Source organism: Streptomyces sp. DH41, assembly GCF_029813785.1.
Classification (GTDB): Bacteria; Actinomycetota; Actinomycetes; order Streptomycetales; family Streptomycetaceae; genus Streptomyces.
Window position 1 is genome coordinate 173,960 of record NZ_JARVKY010000007.1, and the last position, 16,804, is coordinate 190,763.

Below are 16,804 nucleotides of genomic sequence, written 5' to 3' on the forward strand. Positions count from 1 at the left end.
CCATGAGCGACATCATCAAGCTCACCGCGGCCGAGATCGCCGCGAAGATCGCCTCCGGCGAGCTGACGGCCGTCGAGGTCACCGAGGCCCACCTGGCCCGTATCGAGGCCGTCGACGAGAAGGTGCACGCCTTCCTGCACGTCGACCGCGAGGGCGCCCTCGCCCAGGCCCGTGCCGTGGACGCCAAGCGCGAGCGGGGCGAGAAGCTCGGCCCGCTGGCCGGCGTCCCGCTCGCGCTCAAGGACATCTTCACCACCGAGGGCATCCCCACCACCGTCGGCTCGAAGATCCTCGAAGGCTGGATCCCGCCGTACGACGCGACCGTCACCCAGCGGCTGAAGGCCGCCGACGTCGTCATCCTCGGCAAGACCAACATGGACGAGTTCGCCATGGGGTCCTCGACGGAGAACAGCGCGTACGGCCCGACCGGCAACCCGTGGGACCTCACCAGGATCCCCGGCGGTTCCGGCGGCGGTTCCTCCGCCGCGCTCGCGGCCTTCCAGGCGCCGCTCGCCATCGGCACCGACACCGGCGGCTCCATCCGCCAGCCCGCGGCCGTCACCGGCACGGTCGGCGTCAAGCCGACCTACGGCGGCGTCTCCCGCTACGGCATGGTGGCTTTCTCCTCCTCCCTCGACCAGGGCGGCCCCTGCGCCCGTACGGTCCTGGACGCGGCCCTGCTGCACGAGGTGATCGCCGGACACGACCCGATGGACTCCACCTCCATCGACGCCCCGGTCCCCGCGGTCGTCGAGGCCGCCCTGAGCGGCTCCGTCGCCGGCATGCGCGTCGGCGTCGTCAAGCAGTTCCGCGGCGAGGGCTACCAGCCCGGCGTCATCCAGCGCTTCGACGAGTCCGTCGAACTGCTCAAGGAGCTGGGTGCCGAGGTCGTCGAGCTGGACTGCCCGTCCTTCGACCTGGCGCTGTCGGCGTACTACCTGATCGCGCCCTCCGAGTGCTCCTCCAACCTCGCCCGCTTCGACGGCCTGCGCTACGGCGCGCGCGTCGGCGACGACGGCACGCACTCCGCCGAGGAGGTCACCTCTCTGACCCGCGAGGCCGGCTTCGGCCCCGAGGTCAAGCGGCGCATCATGCTCGGCACGTACGCCCTGAGCTCGGGCTACTACGACGCGTACTACGGCAGCGCCCAGAAGGTCCGCACCCTGATCAAGCAGGAGTTCGAGCAGGCCTTCGAGCAGGTCGACGTGATCGTCTCCCCGACGACCCCGACCACCGCCTTCGCGATCGGCGAGCGCGCCGACGACCCGATGGCGATGTACCTGGCCGACCTGTGCACCATCCCCACCAACCTGGCGGGCAACGCGGCCATGTCGCTGCCCTGCGGCCTCGCACCCGAGGACAACCTGCCGGTGGGTCTGCAGATCATCGCCCCCGCCATGAAGGACGACCGGCTCTACAAGGTCGGCGCCGCCGTCGAGGCCGCCTTCGTGGAAAGGTGGGGCCACCCGCTGATCGAGGAGGCACCGTCGCTGTGAGCGCACTGTCCAAGGCCAAGGGCTTCAAGAGCTCGAAGTCCGGCCTGTACGTCTCGATGGCCACGTCGGCGTTCGGCGCCGTCGGGGTGTACAAGCAGATCAAGAAGGCCCGCGGCGACCACGACACGCTGCGGCTGCTCGACGCCGTCGTGACCGGAGCAGCGGTCGTCACCAACCTCGCCATCCTCTACCGCGAGCTGAAGCGCCTGGGCGACGACGACGTCCTGCTGGGCTGAGAGGGAAGTTTCACCGTGACCACCACGACCGACCTGGTGTCGTACGAGGACGCGCTGGCGTCGTACGACCCCGTCATGGGCCTCGAGGTCCATGTCGAACTCGGCACCCACACCAAGATGTTCTGCGGCTGTTCGACCGCACTGGGCGCCGACCCCAACACCCAGACCTGCCCCGTCTGCCTCGGCATGCCCGGCGCGCTCCCGGTCGTCAACGCGACCGGCGTCGAGTCGGCGATCCGGATCGGTCTCGCGCTGAACTGCGAGATCGCCGAGTGGTGCCGCTTCGCCCGGAAGAACTACTTCTATCCGGACATGCCGAAGAACTTCCAGACCTCCCAGTACGACGAGCCGATCGCCTTCGACGGCTACCTCGACGTGCAGCTGGAGGACGGGGAGACCTTCCGCGTCCAGATCGAGCGCGCCCACATGGAGGAGGACACCGGCAAGTCGCTGCACGTCGGTGGCGCGACGGGCCGTATCCACGGCGCCTCGCACTCCCTCCTCGACTACAACCGCGCCGGCATCCCGCTCATCGAGATCGTCACCAAGCCGATCGAGGGAGCGGGCGAGCGGGCCCCCGAGGTCGCGCGGGCCTACGTCCGTGAACTGCGCGAACTCATCCGTGCCCTCGGCGTGTCCGAGGCCCGCATGGAGATGGGCCAGATGCGCTGCGACGTGAACCTGTCGCTGCGCCCGCACGGCCGGGAGAAGTTCGGCACCCGCAGCGAGACCAAGAACGTCAACTCGCTGCGCTCCGTGGAGCGCGCCGCCCGCTTCGAGATCCAGCGGCACGCCGCCGTGCTGAACGACGGCGGCACGATCATCCAGGAGACCCGCCACTTCCACGAGGACACGGGGTCCACGACCTCGGGCCGCGTGAAGGAGGAGGCCGAGGACTACCGGTACTTCCCGGAGCCCGACCTGGTACCGGTCGCCCCCTCGCGCGAGTGGGTCGAGGAGATCCGCGCCACCCTGCCCGAACTGCCGCTGGTGCGCCGCAACCGGCTCCGCGAGGAGTGGGGCATCTCCGGCAACGACATGCAGTCGATCCTCAACGCCGGTGCGCTGGACCCGATCGTCGCCACGATCGACGCCGGTGCCGACGCGGCCTCCTCCCGCAAGTGGTGGATGGGCGAACTGGCCCGCAGCGCCAACGAGTCGGGCAAGTCGCTCGACGAGCTGGCGATCACGCCGGAGCAGGTCGCGCGGGTCGCCGAGCTCGTCACCAAGGGCGACCTGAACGACAAGCTGGCCCGCCAGGTCATCCTGGGCGTCCTCGCCGGTGAGGGCACGCCGGACGAGGTCGTCGACAAGCGCGGCCTGAAGGTCGTCTCCGACGAGGGCGCGCTGACCACCGCCGTCGACGAGGCCATCGCCGGCAACCAGGGCGTCGTGGACAAGATCCGCGGCGGCAAGGTCGCCGCGGTCGGCGCCCTGGTCGGCGCGGTCATGAAGGCGACCCGGGGTCAGGCGGACGCGGCGCGCGTCAAGGAGCTGATCCTTCAGAAGCTGGGCGTCGAGGGCTGAGCGTTTACCCGCGCCACATGACGGGGCGGTGCTCCCGGACCTCGTGTCCGGGAGCACCGCCCCTCGTGTTCACCTCGTCAGCGTGGGGTCGGCGAGCAGCAGGTCGCCCATGTCGCAGCTGCTGTCCGGGTCGCTGTACGCGATGCGCAGCCGCAGCCCGTTCTCGACCTCCATCTTCAGCTCGCGCGGCTTGCCGAGATCGACCTGCCCGGTGAAGAGGGACTGTCCGTCGACGGACACCTCGACGCGGGACGACGTGTTCGCCGAGACGTCGGACACACCGGCGGTCATGGTGAGGTTCTTCCACTCACGACCCAGGTTGTACTCGGCCCACCCCCTGCACTCCTTGTTCCCACCCTTGGGGACGAGAGCCGTCTCGTAACGCCGGTTGTTCATGGTGCCGTCGCCGACGGCGAGCGAGGCGTTCGGGACTTGGGCGACCGTCTCGAAGGTCGTCAGCGACACCGAGGACGCCTGGTCCGCCACCCCGTCGTTCCCGGTGTCCGCGGACGACTCCTCGCCCGACGGTTCGGCGGTCGCCCCGTCGTCCGCCACCGGGCTCTCCTGGGTGTCCGGTGGCGCAGTGACCGTGGCCGTCTCCGTGACCGTCCTGGTCACGGCGGGAGACGCGCCGTTCTCGGTGCCGTCGTCGGCCAGGGCCTGGACGCCGATGACGGCCAGCGAGGCGACGAGCGCCACGGCCAGCACGGGGACCAGCACCCGCCGCGCCTTGTCCCCGCGCGCCGGACGGCCGGGAGCGCCTCCCGAGGCGGCCCCGGCGACGGTGGGCGGCGGGACGGGCGGTCCGAAGGCCCCGAGCGGGACCGGGTGCTCGGGGCCGCCTGTGCCGTACGTGCCGCCAGCGCTGCCCGGGGCGGCCGAGCCGGTCACCGTGGTCGGCGGTGCCTGGGTCCCCGCCGGGCCCGGGGCGGCCGAGCCGGTCACCGTGGTCGGCGGCGCCTGGGCCGGGCGCGGCGGCGGAGCCGTCGGCGCGGCCGTCACCGTCGTGGGCGGCTGCTGGGTTCCGCCGAACCCGGTGGGTACGGCGTCCCGTACCGGATTCGTCGTCGACACCACCGCGTCCCGTACGTCGCTCAGCCAGGTGCGCAGGCTCTCCGGCCGCTGTGCCGGATCCGTGGCGCAGATCGTCAGGACCCGCTCGGCACGGTCCGGGGCGAGCGCCCGCACCGACGGCAGCTCCGCCAGCGCCGTGCGGAGCTGCTCCGGGGTGGTGGGCGGCGTCTGCCCGCTCAGCAGGAAGTACGTGATCGCCCCGAAGGCGTACCGGTCCGTGTTCGGGGTCCGCTTGCCGTCGAACACCTCGGGCGCCGCGTACCCGGGGGTGAACCAGACCTCGGCGGTCTGGTGGTCGGCGGTGAGTTTGCTGAGGCCGAAGTCGACCAGAGTGGCCTGGCCGTGGACGTCGACCATGATGTTGCCCGGCGACAGGTCACCGTGGATCACGGTGCGCCCGGACGGCGTGGCCCGGCCGGAGTGCAGCCAGTCGAGGGTGTCGGCGAGCTGTTCCAGCACCCGGCCGACCTCGCGCCGCTCGGCGTGCGTGTCCAGGGTGCGTTCGGCGCGCCAGTCCCGCAGGTCGAGACCGTCGACGTGGTTCATCACCAGGACCAGCGCCCGTCCCGCGGCGGACGCGGCCTCGCCCGGCGAGTGGATCGGCGGCCCCTCGAAGTGCTCACGGACCCCCACGACCCCCGGCCGCCCCACGAAACGCAGCAGCTCCGCCTGGTCGTTCCACTTGGTGCTCAGCCGCTCGAACTGGTCCGGAGTGAGGGTGTTCTTCGCGTCGAGCACCTTGACGACCACCGTCTCGGGCTCTCCGTCCAGCTGGATCGTCGCCCGGTACAGCACGGCCTCGCCGCCCCGGCCGATCGCGTTGAGGAGCCGGTAGCGGTCGGGCGCCGCGTCCGGCCCGATGTGATGCATGGCACTGTTCAAGTCAATTGCCCCCCGGCGTCGATGAGTTGTCGGCCCAGTACAAGCAGAGTGCGGTGCCGTAGGCGAGCGCGCGTCAGCTTGCCCACCACTTGTCGCCCAAGTCAACGACAGCACCGTGCGACCCGGCGGTTCCGCCCCCGGGGGTGTACGGCGGGACGGTGAACAAGGCGGAATTGTGAACAAGCCCACGAAAGCAGCAAAGGATCACTTCTGCCTGAAAGAGTGGCGGCGCATTGCTCATGCGTTCTTTGCGGGCTGTTCGCACTATGTACGACTGTTCCCGGTCAAAGATCCACAATCAGACACTCTGGGAGCACGTTCGTGGCAGCCCTCGCACGCTGGTGTGTCCAGCGCCGCCTCGTCACCGTCCTGCTCTGGCTCCTCGCCTTCGGCGGGGTCGCCACGGCCGCCGTGGTCGCCGGCTCCGCGTACTCCAACGACTACGGGGTGCCCGGCACCGACTCCGACCGTGCCTCCCGGCTGCTCGCCTCCGGCTTCCCCGGCCTCGGTGGTGACAGCGAGACGATCGTGTGGCGCACGACGACGGGCACCGTTCGCGCCACCGACGTCGAACAGTCCATGACACGCACCCTGGACCGCGTCGCCGAGCTGCCCGGGGTGGCCTCGGTGACCAACCCGTACGACGACCCCGACTCGCCCCAGATCAGCGAGAACGGCCACACCGCTTACGCCTCGGTCACCTTCGAGGACGCCGCCCAGGACATCGACGCGGGCGACGCGCGGGCCGTGGTCGACCTCGCCGAGGAAGCCGAGACCGGGGGGCTCCAGGTCGAACTGGGCGGCGGCGCCGTCGCGCTCACCGAGGCGCCGGAAGGTCATCTCGCCGAAGCCCTCGGTGTGGCCGTGGCCGCGGTCGTCCTCTTCCTCGCCTTCGGCTCCCTCGCCGCCGCCGTGCTGCCCATCGCCACCGCGCTGGTCTCGGTCGGCACCTCCTACGCGGGCATCACCCTGCTCGGCCACGCCATGACCGTCGCCGACTTCGCCCCCATGCTGGGCACCCTCATCGGACTCGGCGTCGGCATCGACTACGCGCTGTTCATCGTCACCAGACACCGGCGCGGACTGAAGCGGGGACTCACCGTCGCCGAGGCCGCCGAGAACGCCGTCGCGACCACGGGACGCGCGGTCGTCTTCGCGGGTGCCACCGTTTGCATCGCCCTGCTGGGCATGCTGATCCTCCGGCTGAACTTCCTCAACGGCGTGGCCATCGCCGCCTCGCTGACCGTCGTCCTCACCGTCGCCGCCTCCGTGACCCTGCTCCCGGCGCTGCTGTCGTACATCGGCCCGCGCGCGCTGAGCCGGCGCGAGCGGCGCCGGCTCGCGGAGCACGGACCCGAACCCGAGCTGCCCACCGGGTTCGCCGCCCGTTGGTCGGCGTTCGTGGAGCGCCACCCCAAGCTGCTCGGCGTCCTCGCCCTCGTCGTCGTCACCGTCCTCGCGCTGCCCACCCTCGGACTGCGCCTCGGCACCTCCGACCAGGGGAACGACCCCCGCGGCACGACCACCCGCCAGGCCTACGACCTCCTCGCCGAGGGCTTCGGACCCGGCGTGAACGGCCCCCTCACCCTGGTCACAGAGGTCGGCGGGGCCGAGGACCGGCTCGCCCTGGACAATCTCGACGCCTCCCTGCGCACCACCGAGGGCGTCTCCTCGGTGACCCCGGTGACGTACAACTCCGGCGGCGACACCGCGTACCTCACCGTCGTGCCCGAGTCCGCCCCGCAGTCCCGGAACACCAGCGACCTCGTCGAGCGGCTGCGCGCCGAGGTGCTGCCGCGCGCCGAGACCGGCACCGCGCTCGACGTGCACGTCGGCGGCGTCACGGCCGGTTACGACGACTTCGCCGACGTCATCGTCGGCAAGCTGCCCCTCTTCGTCGGCGTCGTCATCGGCCTGGGCTGCGTACTGCTTCTGCTGGCCTTCCGCTCCGTAGGCATCCCCATCAAGGCCGCCGCGATGAACGTCGCCGCCGTCGCCGCCTCCTTCGGCATCGTCGTCGCCATCTTCCAGTGGGGCTGGGGGAGTGAACTGCTCGGCCTCGGCAGCGCCGGCCCGATCGAGCCCTTCCTGCCCGTGATCATGGTGTCGGTGCTCTTCGGGCTCTCCATGGACTACCAGGTCTTCCTGGTCAGCCGGATGTACGAGGAGTGGCTGGAGACCGGCGACAACCGCCGTGCCGTCCGCGTCGGCCTCGCCGAGACCAGCCGGGTGATCAACTCCGCCGCGGTCATCATGATCGCGGTGTTCCTCGCCTTCGTCCTCAGCGGCGACCGGGTGATCGCCATGTTCGGCATCGCGCTCGCCGCCGCCGTCGCCCTGGACGCCTTCGTGCTCCGTACGCTCCTCGTACCCGCCCTGATGCACCTGCTCGGCAGCGCCAACTGGTGGCTGCCGCGCCGGCTGGACAGGCTCCTGCCGCGCATCAGCATCGAGCCGCCCGAGTGCCGCGTCGCCCATGAGAGGCTGGCCGCCGCGACGGACGCCGAGGTGGCGGACGTCCTTGCGGAGGAGGAACGGCAGCAGGATGTACGCGATACCACTGGGTGACGACGGAGCCGAACTGCGCCCCCTGGAGATCTGGCACGCCGAGGAGTTCCTGGCCCACCTGGACCGGGGCAGGGAGTTCATCACACAGCACGTCCCCTTCGGGGCGAAGGCCACGGACATCGACTCCGCCCGTGAGGTGATCCAGGCCTACGCCGACCGGCGCGCCGCCGACAGCGGCTTTCTGCACGGGCTGTGGCTGGACGGCACACTCGTCGGCGGCCTGCTCCTACGGGTCTTCGACGCGGCCACCGGCGTCTGCGAGATCGGCTGCTGGCTGGAGCCCGCCGGCACGGGGCGCGGCCTCGTCACACGCGGCGCCCGGGTCCTGATCGACTGGGCGTTCGACGAGCGCGGGATGCATCGTGTGGAGTGGCACGCGTCGTCCGCGAACACCCCGAGTGTCAACGCCGCCCGGCGACTCGGCATGATGCGGGAGGGCGTGCTGCGCGAGAGTTTCCCCTACCGGGGTGTCCGCCAGGACATGGAGGTGTGGGCGGTGCTCGCGCCCGAGTGGCGTGCGGCACGTGAGGCACGCGCGCGTGCCGCTCAAAAGGAACGTTAAGGGACCTCTCAGACAGCGTCCGTACGGTGCGAGACATGGGAACGAAGACAGTGGACGAGACCGGCGTGAAGACCGACCTGCGCAAGACGGACGAGACGGCCGAGGCCCCCGAGACGGCCGGGACCGAGACCGAGACCACTGACATCGCGGGCGCCGCCGAGGACGACGCCACCACGGACGCCGAAGTGACGGACGACGGCGATTTCGCCACCACCGAGAACGAGGACGTCACCGGCGTCGGCCAGGGCGCGGGCGCCGTCGTCTCCGCGGGGCTCGGCATCGTCTCGCTGACCGGGAGCTGGGTCGGCACCGTCGCCTCCGCGCGTGAGTCGGTCTTCGGACAACTGGAGACGACCACGTCGTCGAACGTCCAGGACATGCTCGAGAAGGGCTACGGCGACGCCTGGCAGGCCACCGCGCTCTGGGGCGGTGTCTTCGCGCTGATCGCGCTGGTCGTCGGCGTCGTGGTGCTGGTCCGGCCCGCGTTCGGCGCGCCCGGCAAGCCGCAGGCCGCGTGGATCAAGTCGGTCTCCTGGGCCGGCGTCGCGCTGGGCGTGATCGGCCTCATCCTGGCCGTGCTCAAGTACACCAACGTCATGCTGGACGTGCCGTCCGTGGGCTGACGCCCACGCGGTCACTGAGGGGTCTCAGGGCATCGGCGCGCCCCCGGCGCACGCCCTAAGGCCCCTCACACGTGTCTAAGCCCCTTCGCGCGTTTCTAAGGCCCCGCGCTCCGCCGAAGATGCGGAACTTACCCGATGTGGCACACCCCCCTGGGAGACGAAGGTTGAGGCATCGCAAGCAAGCGAAGCCGAAACCCGAGCCGGAACCGGCTCTCACCGAGGGGGTACACCATGTTCCAGTACGAGATCCAGCAGACCCGTGTCGCCGAACTGATCCGCTACGCGGACCAGGCCCGGCTGGCCCGCGAGGCCGGCCGCGCCCGCCGCGACGCCCGCGACGGTGCCGCCGGTGCGGAGAGCCATACGCCGCGGTTCCGCCGGCACAGGTTCGCCCGGGCCGCGTGAACGGGGAGTCAGGGGAGGGAGGCCGCACGGCCGCCCTCGACGGCCGGCGTCCGCGTCTCCGACATCCCGGCCAAGCTCGGCGTCTCCGGCCGGGGCGAGGCGGCGGTGACGCGCCGGCCGGCGCTGTTCCCGGCCGGACGGCTCACGTCCCGTTGGGCGGGGTGAGGCTTACGCTGTAGAGACGCCGACCGACGGAGGCTCCGTGTTCAACGCATTCGAGGAACTGTTCTCCCCCGGCAGCAAGCACACCCGCGACGAGCAGAACCGTCTGGAACTGACCCGCGAGGACGTCGGCGACGGCGGCCCCGGGCACGGCCCGATAGACCTCACCTCGGGCAAGGTCGTCGTCCACCTGCCGCGCCCCACGGAGGCCGAAGAGGAGTGACGGCGCCGGCTACGTCACCCGCAGCTCCAGGATCCGGTCGTCGCCCTCCTTGGCGTCGCCCCGGCCGTCCGTGTCGCTGGTCACGAGCCACAGCTTGTCGCCGCCCGCCGGGGCCACCGTGCGCAGCCGCCCGTACTCGCCCTCCAGGAACGCCTGCGGATCGGCCGCCGCCTCCGTTCCCTTCAGCGGGACCCGCCACAGACGCTCACCGCGCAGGCCCGCCATCCACACCGAACCTTCGGCGAAGGCGATGCCGCTCGGGGACGCCTCGTCGGTGCTCCACTGGGCGAGCGGATCGTGGAACCCGGAGCCGCCGTCCTTGCCCTCGGCCTCGGGCCAGCCGTAGTTGTCGCCCGGTTCGATCGCGTTCAGCTCGTCCCAGGTGTCCTGCCCGAACTCCGCGGCGAACAGCCGCTGCTTGCCGTCCCAGGCCAGCCCCTGCACGTTCCGGTGGCCGTACGAGTACACCACGGAGTCGGGGAAGGGGTTGCCGGGCGCCGGGTCGCCGTCCGGCGTCATCCGCAGGATCTTCCCGCCGAGGGACTCCTTGTCCTGGGACAGGCCGGTGTCACCGCTCTCGCCCGTGCCCGCGTAGAGCATCTTGTCGGGGCCGAAGGCGATCCGGCCGCCGTTGTGGATGACGCCCTTGGGGATACCCCGGAAAACCGTGTCCGGCTCGCCCAGCTGCTCACCGGACGGCCTCGTCTCGTCGTACAGCATGCGCACGACGCGGTTGTCCGAGGCCGAGGTGAAGTACGCGTAGACCATGTGGTCCGAGGCGTAGTCGGGGGAGAGGGCGATGCCGAGGAGGCCGCCCTCGCTGGACGGGGACACCCCGGGCACCTCGCCCAGCTCCGTCTTCTTGCCCGTCTTCTCGTCGACCCGGGTGACCGTGGCCTCGTCACGGGAGGAGACCAGCAGGTCACCGCCCGGCAGCGGGGCCAGGCCCCAGGGGCTCTTCAGCCCCGTGGCGACCGTACGGGCCACCTCCACGGAGCCCTTCGCGGGCGGGGCCTGTTCGGCGGCCGAGCCCGAGGGCGAGGACTGCGCCGTCGTACGGCTCGGCGAGGTGCCGCCGTCGGCGCCGGACGGCTCCCCGTCGTCGGAGGAGCAGCCGGCCGTCAGCAGGAGTGCGGCGGCGGCCAACACGGCCGACACGGCTCGACGTTGCACGATCATGGTCCCTTCGACGCGGCGGGTTCTCCTTGTCATACACCGCACGCGCCCTACAAGTTCCCGATCGCCGAATCCCGAACCGGGAAACCCCGCCCTTGGGCGATCGCGCCTCAGCGACCGCGGATCCGTACCGGTAAAGCGCGCGTCACTCCCACGAGCCCTGCGCCGCGGGCAGCCCGCGCACCTCCGCCAGATCCTCCGCGGTCAGCCGAAGCCGTGCCGCACCCGCGTTCTGCGTCACCCAGCGTTCCCGCTTGGTGCCCGGCACCGGCACCACGTGCCGCCCCTGCGCCAGCACCCAGGCCAGCGCCACCTGCGCCGGTGTGACCTCATCGCCGTGCCGGGCCGCGATCCGCCGCAGACCGGCCACGATCGGCTGGTTGGCGGCCATCATCTCGGCGGTGAAGCGGGGGTGCCGGGCGCGCAGGTCCTCCGGCTCGAAGCCCTGCCCGGGCGTCAGCGTGCCGGTCAGGAAGCCGTTGCCGAGCGGCATCGCGGCGAGGAAACCGACACCGCGCGTCACACACCACGGCAGCAGTGTCCGCAACGCCTCCGGCGACCACACCGACAGCTCCGCCTCCACCGCGCTCACCGGGAAGACCTGCTGTACCCGCTCCAGCTGGCGGATCGTCGCGTCGTGCAGCCGCGCCCCCGGCCGCCGGGCCGACCGCGCGCCGACCGCGCAGAGCCCCAGCGCCCGCACCTTCCCGGCCCGGACCAGCTCCGCCATCGCGCCCCAGGTCTCCTCGACGGGTATCTCGGGATCGGCGCGGTGCAGTTGGTAGAGGTCGATGACGTCCGTCTGCAACCGGCGCAGCGAGGCGTCGCAGGCACGCCGCACATAGCCGGGGCGGCCGTTGGCCACGATGTGCTGATCGCCCACCAGCAGGCCGACCTTGGTCGACACGAAGGCGTCGGACCGCCGCTGACTCAATACCCGTCCCAGCAGCAGCTCGTTGGTGAACGGGCCGTACATGTCCGCCGTGTCCAGCAGGGAAGTGCCCAGGTCGAGGGCCCGGTGCACCGCCCTGACCGACTCCTCGCCCCGCTGCCGCGACGCGCTGTACGCCCAGTTCATCGGCATGCACCCCAGTCCGACGGCCCCCACCGCGAGTGCCGTCGCGCCGATCGTCCTGCGCTCCACCGGTCGTGACCCTCCCTCGTCAGGCCACCCAACCTAACCTCTGCCCTTCCGAGCCCCTGACATAGCCTCCTGACCATGACTCCTGACGTGTGGCTGCCCATCCCGCCGGACGAGATCGAGGGGCTCCCCGAGGGCCCCGCCTACCGCTACTGGAACGGTGAGGAGGCCTTCCCCGCCGACCCGGCCGACTGCGCGTACTACGTCGTCCCCTACATGAAGCCCACCGGGATCGGCGTACGCCCGCTGCCGGACATGCGCTCCGTCCAGGTCGTCCAGACCCTCTCCGCCGGCATCGACCACGTGGAGCCCGGGCTGAAGCACCTGCCCGCGGGCGTACGGCTGTGCAACGCGCGCGGCGTGCACGAGGCCAGCACCGCGGAACTCACCCTGACCCTGATCCTGGCGTCGCTGCGCGGCATCCCCGACTTCGTCCGGGCGCAGGACCGGGGCGAGTGGCTCGGCGGGTTCCGGCCCGCGCTCGCCGACCGGAAGGTGCTCGTCGTCGGGTACGGCTCGATCGGCGCCGCGATCGAGGACCGGCTCGTGCCCTTCGAAGTCGCGCCGGTGGTGCGCGTCGCGCGCTCCGCCCGCACCACGGCGCGCGGCCCGGTGCATCCGCTCACCGAACTCCCGGCCCTGCTCCCGGAAGCCGACGTCGTCATCATCTCCACGCCGCTCACCGAGGCCACCCGCGGTCTGGTCGACGCGGACTTCCTGACCCGGATGAAGGACGGCGCCCTGCTCGTCAACGTCGCGCGCGGGCCCGTCGTCGACACGAAGGCGTTGCTCGCCGAACTGGAGAGCGGACGCCTCACCGCCGCCCTCGACGTGACCGACCCCGAGCCGCTGCCGCCGGGCCACCCCCTGTGGCATGCTCCGGGCATACTCGTCAGCCCGCACGCCGGGGGGCCGACCTCCGCCTTTCTGCCGCGCGCCAAGCGGCTGCTGGTGGACCAGTTGAGCCGTTTCGTGAACCGGGAGCCGCTGCGCAACGTGATCCTGACGACGGGCGCGTAATCCGTTTCAGGTACCCTCCGCGACTCCCCGGATGCGGTGGGTACGCGCATATCCGCTGGTCGTCACGGAGAGTAGAGAGCCTATGTCCCTGAGTGACGATACTGGTGTATCGTCCGACAGGGGACGCGCCGCGCACCGTTCGGCGCCGGGGATGGACATCTCAGACTGTGAGGGGGGCGACGGGCGATGCACGGCCTATGGACGAAGGACCCGACGCGGCGGAGCCGCCGCCGGCGACCCTGGCGCACGACCACGACCGCGCACAGACGCGGCCGGCACAGCAGCCCCGGCGGCTCTCACGGTCCTCAACAGCGCCGGCAGAGCAGCCGCAGGAAGCACCCCCAGCCGGCGCACCGGGGTCCGGGGGACGCGGGAGCACGCGGGACCGGGAGGCACCGGTGAGCCCGCCGTCCTCCGTGCCCACCCTGGACGGAGCGCCGCGGACGCAGCCCTCGACCGGACCGCTGCTGCCCCGGCCGTCGGCCGCCACCGGCGGGTTCGTCCTCGTCCGCCAGCTCCTGCTGGCCCTGGTCTGCGCGGGATACGCCGTCGGTGCCGCGCTCGGCTGGGGCTCGGACTACGTCGCCAAGATCATGGGCGACTTCGGACTGAGCGCCGCCGCGGCCACCGCCGCCCTCTCCTGCTTCCTCTACGCCCGCGGGCGCCGCGTCCGCTTCCGGCCGGCCTGGCTGCTGTTCGCCCTCTCCTCGGCGATGGCGGCCCTGGGCAATCTGGTCTGGGGGTGGTACGAGGTGGTCCTGCGTCAGCCCGTGCCCAGCCCCAGCTACGCGGACCTGTTCTTCCTGTGCTTCGCGCCGCCCGCCATCGTGGGGCTGCTGGTACTGGCCAAGCGGCCGGTGACGAAGGCCGGCTGGATCTGCCTGGGTCTCGACGCCTGGCTGATCGGCGGTTCGCTGCTGACGCTCGCGTGGAGCCTGGCGCTCGCCCAGGCGGCGAAGGCCGGGGGCGGTTCCAGCGTCGCCCACTCCGCGCTCTCGGTGGCGTACCCGCTGCTCGACATCGCACTGGTCAGCATGGTGCTCGCGCTGCACTTCAGACGATCACCCGTCTGCAGGTCGGCCGTCAACACCGCCATCGGGGCGCTCGCCCTGACGGTGATGTGCGACGCCCTGTTCACCTCGCCGCTGCTGCACAACAACTACCGCTCGGGCCAACTGCTCGACGCGGGCTGGTTCGCGGGTTCCCTGCTGCTCGCGTACGCCCCCTGGGCCGCGTCCCGGCGGGGGCTGCGGTACGACGAGCGGGAATCCGGCGCGCGCGGACCCGACGGGCGAGAACAAGACGGGCACACGCGCGTGGTGCGCGAGCACGTGCCCGGACAACGCAACACCGTCGGTCACCAGCCCACACCCGTCTCCGTGCCCATGACCGCGCCCACCCCCGTGCCCGGGACCGCACCCATCTCCGCAACCGACACCGTGGACACACCCGCGCCCGGGACCGTGGACACGTCCGTGCCCGACTCCACGTCCGGACCGGGGCACGGGGGCGTACCCGGCGCCGGACCCGCTCACGGAGGCGATCGCGGACGCTGTCCGGCCACCCGGCCCATCGCCGGGTCCCTGGCCGCGCTCACGCCGTACCTCGCCGCCGCGGTCTGCACCCTGGGCATCCTCTACAACGTCCTCAACGGCCGCAGCGTCGACCGCGTGGTGCTGCTGACCGGCGGCACCGTGGTGCTCGCGCTCGTCGTGCGCCAGGGCATCATGCTGCTCGACAACATCACCCTCACCCAGGAACTGGCCCAGAAGGAGAACCACTTCCGCTCCCTGGTGCAGGGCTCCAGCGACGTCATCATGATCGCCGCGCCGAGCGGCATCCTGCGCTACGTCTCCCCGGCCGCCGCCGGGGTCTACGGAAGCCCTGCCGAGGAACTCGTGGGCAGTGAACTGGCCGGTCTCATCCACCCGGAGGACCTCGGCTGCGTGGTGCACGAGGTACGCCGGTTCCTCGCCGCGAGCCCGGCCGAGGAACCCACCACACGCATCGAGTGCCGCTTCCGCTCCGGGGACGGCGGCTGGCTCAACGTCGAGTCCACCGTCAACCGCCACCACGGGGGCCTGATCTTCAACAGCCGGGACGTGACCGAAAGAGTGCGCCTCCAGGCGCAGCTCCAGCACAACGCCGAGCACGACCCGCTCACCGACCTGCCCAACCGCGCCCTGTTCACCCGGCGCGTCCAGCAGGCCCTGTCCGGCCGCCGCGCCTCGGACCGGGGCGCCGCCCTGCGCGGGACGGCGGTGCTCTTCATCGACCTCGACGGTTTCAAGGCCGTCAACGACACCATCGGGCACCAGGCCGGCGACGAGCTGCTGGTGCAGGCCGCCCGCAGACTCCACGAGGCCGTCCGCAAGGGGGACACCGCCTCCCGGCTGGGCGGCGACGAGTTCGCGGCCCTGATCGTCGGGGACGGCGCCAGGGACCGGACCGCCCGCGAGGGACACATCCTGGAACTCGCCGACCGGCTCCGGATGACCCTCTCCCAGCCCTACCTCATCGACGGCAACGACGTCCGGGTCAACGCCTCCATCGGGGTCGCCTTCGCCGAGCCAGGTCTCGGCGCGGGCGAGCTGCTGCGCAACGCCGACCTCGCGATGTACCGCGCCAAGGCGGCCGGCAAGGGACGCGTCGAGCTCTACAGACCACAGATGCAGCAGGACGTCGTACGCAAGGCCGAGCTGGCCACGCGCCTGCGGGCCGCGCTGCACGACGGTGAGTTCGCGCTGCTGCACCAGCCGGTGGTCTCCCTGACGGACGGCCGGATCACGTCGGTCTGCGCCCAGCCGCGCTGGCGCTCCTCGCAGGGGGTGATGTTCACCCCCGCCGAGTTCCTGCGGGTGGCCGAGGACGGCGACAAGACCGCCGAACTGGACCGCTGGGTGCTCCAGGAGGCCGTGGAGCAGGCGGCCGAACGCGCGGGCGCCGGGCTGTCGGTGGCCGTCGCCATACGTGTCGGTGCCCGCCGACTGCTGGACCGGTCCATGCCGCTGGGTTCCGTGGAGGCCCTGCTGACCCGGCACGGACTGCCCCCCGGGTCACTTGTGATCGAGCTGTCGGACATCGACCCACGGGTCGGCCTGGACGAGCTGGACCGCCGGCTGAACGCCCTGCGGAGAGTGGGCGTCCGGATCGCCCTGGACGGCTTCGGCAGCGGCTACGCGGCGATCACCGCCCTGCGGCGACTCCCCGTGGACGTTCTCAAGCTCGACCGGGGCCTGGTCGAGGGCGTGGTGGAGTCGGCGCGGCTGCACAAGATCACCAGTGGTCTGCTGCGCATCGCCACCGACCTCGGGCTGAAGTCCGTGGCCGACGGGGTGGACCTGCCCGAGCAGATCGTCGCCCTGCGGGCGATGGGCTGCACGCACGGGCAGGGCATGGCGTTCTCCGGGCCGCTGGACGAGTACCGGCTGCGCAGAGCGCTCGCGACTGGCCACTACCCGGTGCCGCACGGCCCGGCCGAACCGGCCTTCGCGGGCGGCGGCGCGGGGGTGTACTCCAGGGGCGTCGGTACGGGAGTCGGGACGGCCGTCGGTACGGGGGTCGGGGCGGGGATGGGAACGGCCGTCGGTACCGGTGTCGGTCCGGGGGCAGCCCCAGGTGGCGGCCCCGGACTGCCCGCCGTCCTGGGTGGTGGCACGGCCCTCCGCTCACATGATGAGACTCCCGTCCCACCCACTTGACAGTGGGT

The 16,804-nt window shown here is 71.7% G+C and carries 13 protein-coding genes and 1 pseudogene; 11 read left to right on the top strand and 3 right to left on the bottom strand.

The annotated features are described in order from the left end of the window. Window positions 1-2 precede the first annotated feature (2 nt). Genes gatA through gatB form a run of 3 tightly spaced genes read left to right on the top strand, consistent with a single transcriptional unit; the run spans window position 3 to window position 3,259 of the window. Entirely contained in the window at window positions 3-1,496 is a 1,494-nt protein-coding gene (gatA, locus tag QC283_RS14270) for an Asp-tRNA(Asn)/Glu-tRNA(Gln) amidotransferase subunit GatA (RefSeq protein ID WP_279561874.1), read from the top strand. Further along, the gene (locus QC283_RS14275) at window positions 1,493-1,732 is read left to right on the top strand and encodes a hypothetical protein (protein WP_210960232.1); all 240 of its coding nucleotides are present in this window, start codon (window positions 1,493-1,495) and stop codon (window positions 1,730-1,732) included. The genes gatA and QC283_RS14275 overlap by 4 nt, the downstream gene beginning before the upstream one ends. A 15-nt stretch (window positions 1,733-1,747) precedes the next feature. Then, the gene (gatB, locus tag QC283_RS14280; protein WP_279561875.1) at window positions 1,748-3,259 is read left to right on the top strand and encodes an Asp-tRNA(Asn)/Glu-tRNA(Gln) amidotransferase subunit GatB; all 1,512 of its coding nucleotides are present in this window, start codon (window positions 1,748-1,750) and stop codon (window positions 3,257-3,259) included. 69 nt (window positions 3,260-3,328) lie between these two features. Here the strand turns inward: gatB and QC283_RS14285 are convergent, their stop codons facing one another. After that, a complete protein-coding gene (locus tag QC283_RS14285) occupies window positions 3,329-5,203 on the bottom strand; it encodes a protein kinase domain-containing protein (protein ID WP_279561876.1) in 1,875 nt (624 codons plus the stop codon). Window positions 5,204-5,536: 333 nt separating this feature from the next. On the opposite strand from QC283_RS14285, the gene QC283_RS14290 reads away from it, so the two are divergent. The 6 genes and pseudogenes from QC283_RS14290 to QC283_RS14310 all read left to right on the top strand — a co-directional run bounded on the left by QC283_RS14290 (window position 5,537) and on the right by QC283_RS14310 (window position 9,758). After that, the gene (locus tag QC283_RS14290) at window positions 5,537-7,783 is read left to right on the top strand and encodes an MMPL family transporter (RefSeq protein ID WP_279561877.1); all 2,247 of its coding nucleotides are present in this window, start codon (window positions 5,537-5,539) and stop codon (window positions 7,781-7,783) included. Further along, window positions 7,761-8,345 (top strand): GNAT family N-acetyltransferase, encoded by a 585-nt coding sequence (locus QC283_RS14295; protein ID WP_279561878.1) that lies wholly within the window; start codon window positions 7,761-7,763, stop codon window positions 8,343-8,345. The genes QC283_RS14290 and QC283_RS14295 overlap by 23 nt, the downstream gene beginning before the upstream one ends. 35 nt (window positions 8,346-8,380) lie before the next feature. Further along, window positions 8,381-8,968, top strand: coding sequence for a hypothetical protein (locus QC283_RS14300; RefSeq protein ID WP_279561879.1), 588 nt, complete (start codon window positions 8,381-8,383; stop codon window positions 8,966-8,968). 231 nt (window positions 8,969-9,199) lie between these two features. After that, entirely contained in the window at window positions 9,200-9,373 is a 174-nt protein-coding gene (locus tag QC283_RS14305) for a hypothetical protein (protein WP_279561880.1), read from the top strand. 33 nt (window positions 9,374-9,406) lie between these two features. After that, window positions 9,407-9,538, top strand: a pseudogene (locus QC283_RS39580) (LuxR C-terminal-related transcriptional regulator); the annotation flags it as partial. 37 nt (window positions 9,539-9,575) lie between these two features. Then, a complete protein-coding gene (locus QC283_RS14310) occupies window positions 9,576-9,758 on the top strand; it encodes a DUF6191 domain-containing protein (RefSeq protein ID WP_279561881.1) in 183 nt (60 codons plus the stop codon). 9 nt (window positions 9,759-9,767) lie between these two features. Here the strand turns inward: QC283_RS14310 and QC283_RS14315 are convergent, their stop codons facing one another. Then, window positions 9,768-10,970, bottom strand: coding sequence for a PQQ-dependent sugar dehydrogenase (locus tag QC283_RS14315; RefSeq protein WP_279561882.1), 1,203 nt, complete (start codon window positions 10,968-10,970; stop codon window positions 9,768-9,770). A gap of 109 nt (window positions 10,971-11,079) precedes the next feature. Continuing rightward, window positions 11,080-12,078, bottom strand: a complete 999-nt coding sequence (locus tag QC283_RS14320; protein ID WP_279561883.1) for an aldo/keto reductase — start codon at window positions 12,076-12,078, stop codon at window positions 11,080-11,082. A gap of 75 nt (window positions 12,079-12,153) precedes the next feature. On the opposite strand from QC283_RS14320, the gene QC283_RS14325 reads away from it, so the two are divergent. Further along, entirely contained in the window at window positions 12,154-13,095 is a 942-nt protein-coding gene (locus QC283_RS14325) for a 2-hydroxyacid dehydrogenase (protein ID WP_279561884.1), read from the top strand. Between the two features lie 398 nt (window positions 13,096-13,493). Next, on the top strand, window positions 13,494-16,796 hold the full coding sequence (locus QC283_RS14330; protein ID WP_279561885.1) for a putative bifunctional diguanylate cyclase/phosphodiesterase: 3,303 nt from the start codon (window positions 13,494-13,496) through the stop codon (window positions 16,794-16,796). Window positions 16,797-16,804: the final 8 nt, after the last annotated feature.

Coding starts and splice junctions, on each gene's coding strand:
- gatA (WP_279561874.1), top strand. CDS start 3: ATGAGCGACATCATCAAGCTCACCGCGGCCGAGATCGCCGCGAAGATC.
- QC283_RS14285 (WP_279561876.1), bottom strand. CDS start 5,203: ATGCATCACATCGGGCCGGACGCGGCGCCCGACCGCTACCGGCTCCTC.
- QC283_RS14295 (WP_279561878.1), top strand. CDS start 7,761: ATGTACGCGATACCACTGGGTGACGACGGAGCCGAACTGCGCCCCCTG.
- QC283_RS14300 (WP_279561879.1), top strand. CDS start 8,381: ATGGGAACGAAGACAGTGGACGAGACCGGCGTGAAGACCGACCTGCGC.
- QC283_RS14305 (WP_279561880.1), top strand. CDS start 9,200: ATGTTCCAGTACGAGATCCAGCAGACCCGTGTCGCCGAACTGATCCGC.
- QC283_RS14315 (WP_279561882.1), bottom strand. CDS start 10,970: ATGACAAGGAGAACCCGCCGCGTCGAAGGGACCATGATCGTGCAACGT.
- QC283_RS14325 (WP_279561884.1), top strand. CDS start 12,154: ATGACTCCTGACGTGTGGCTGCCCATCCCGCCGGACGAGATCGAGGGG.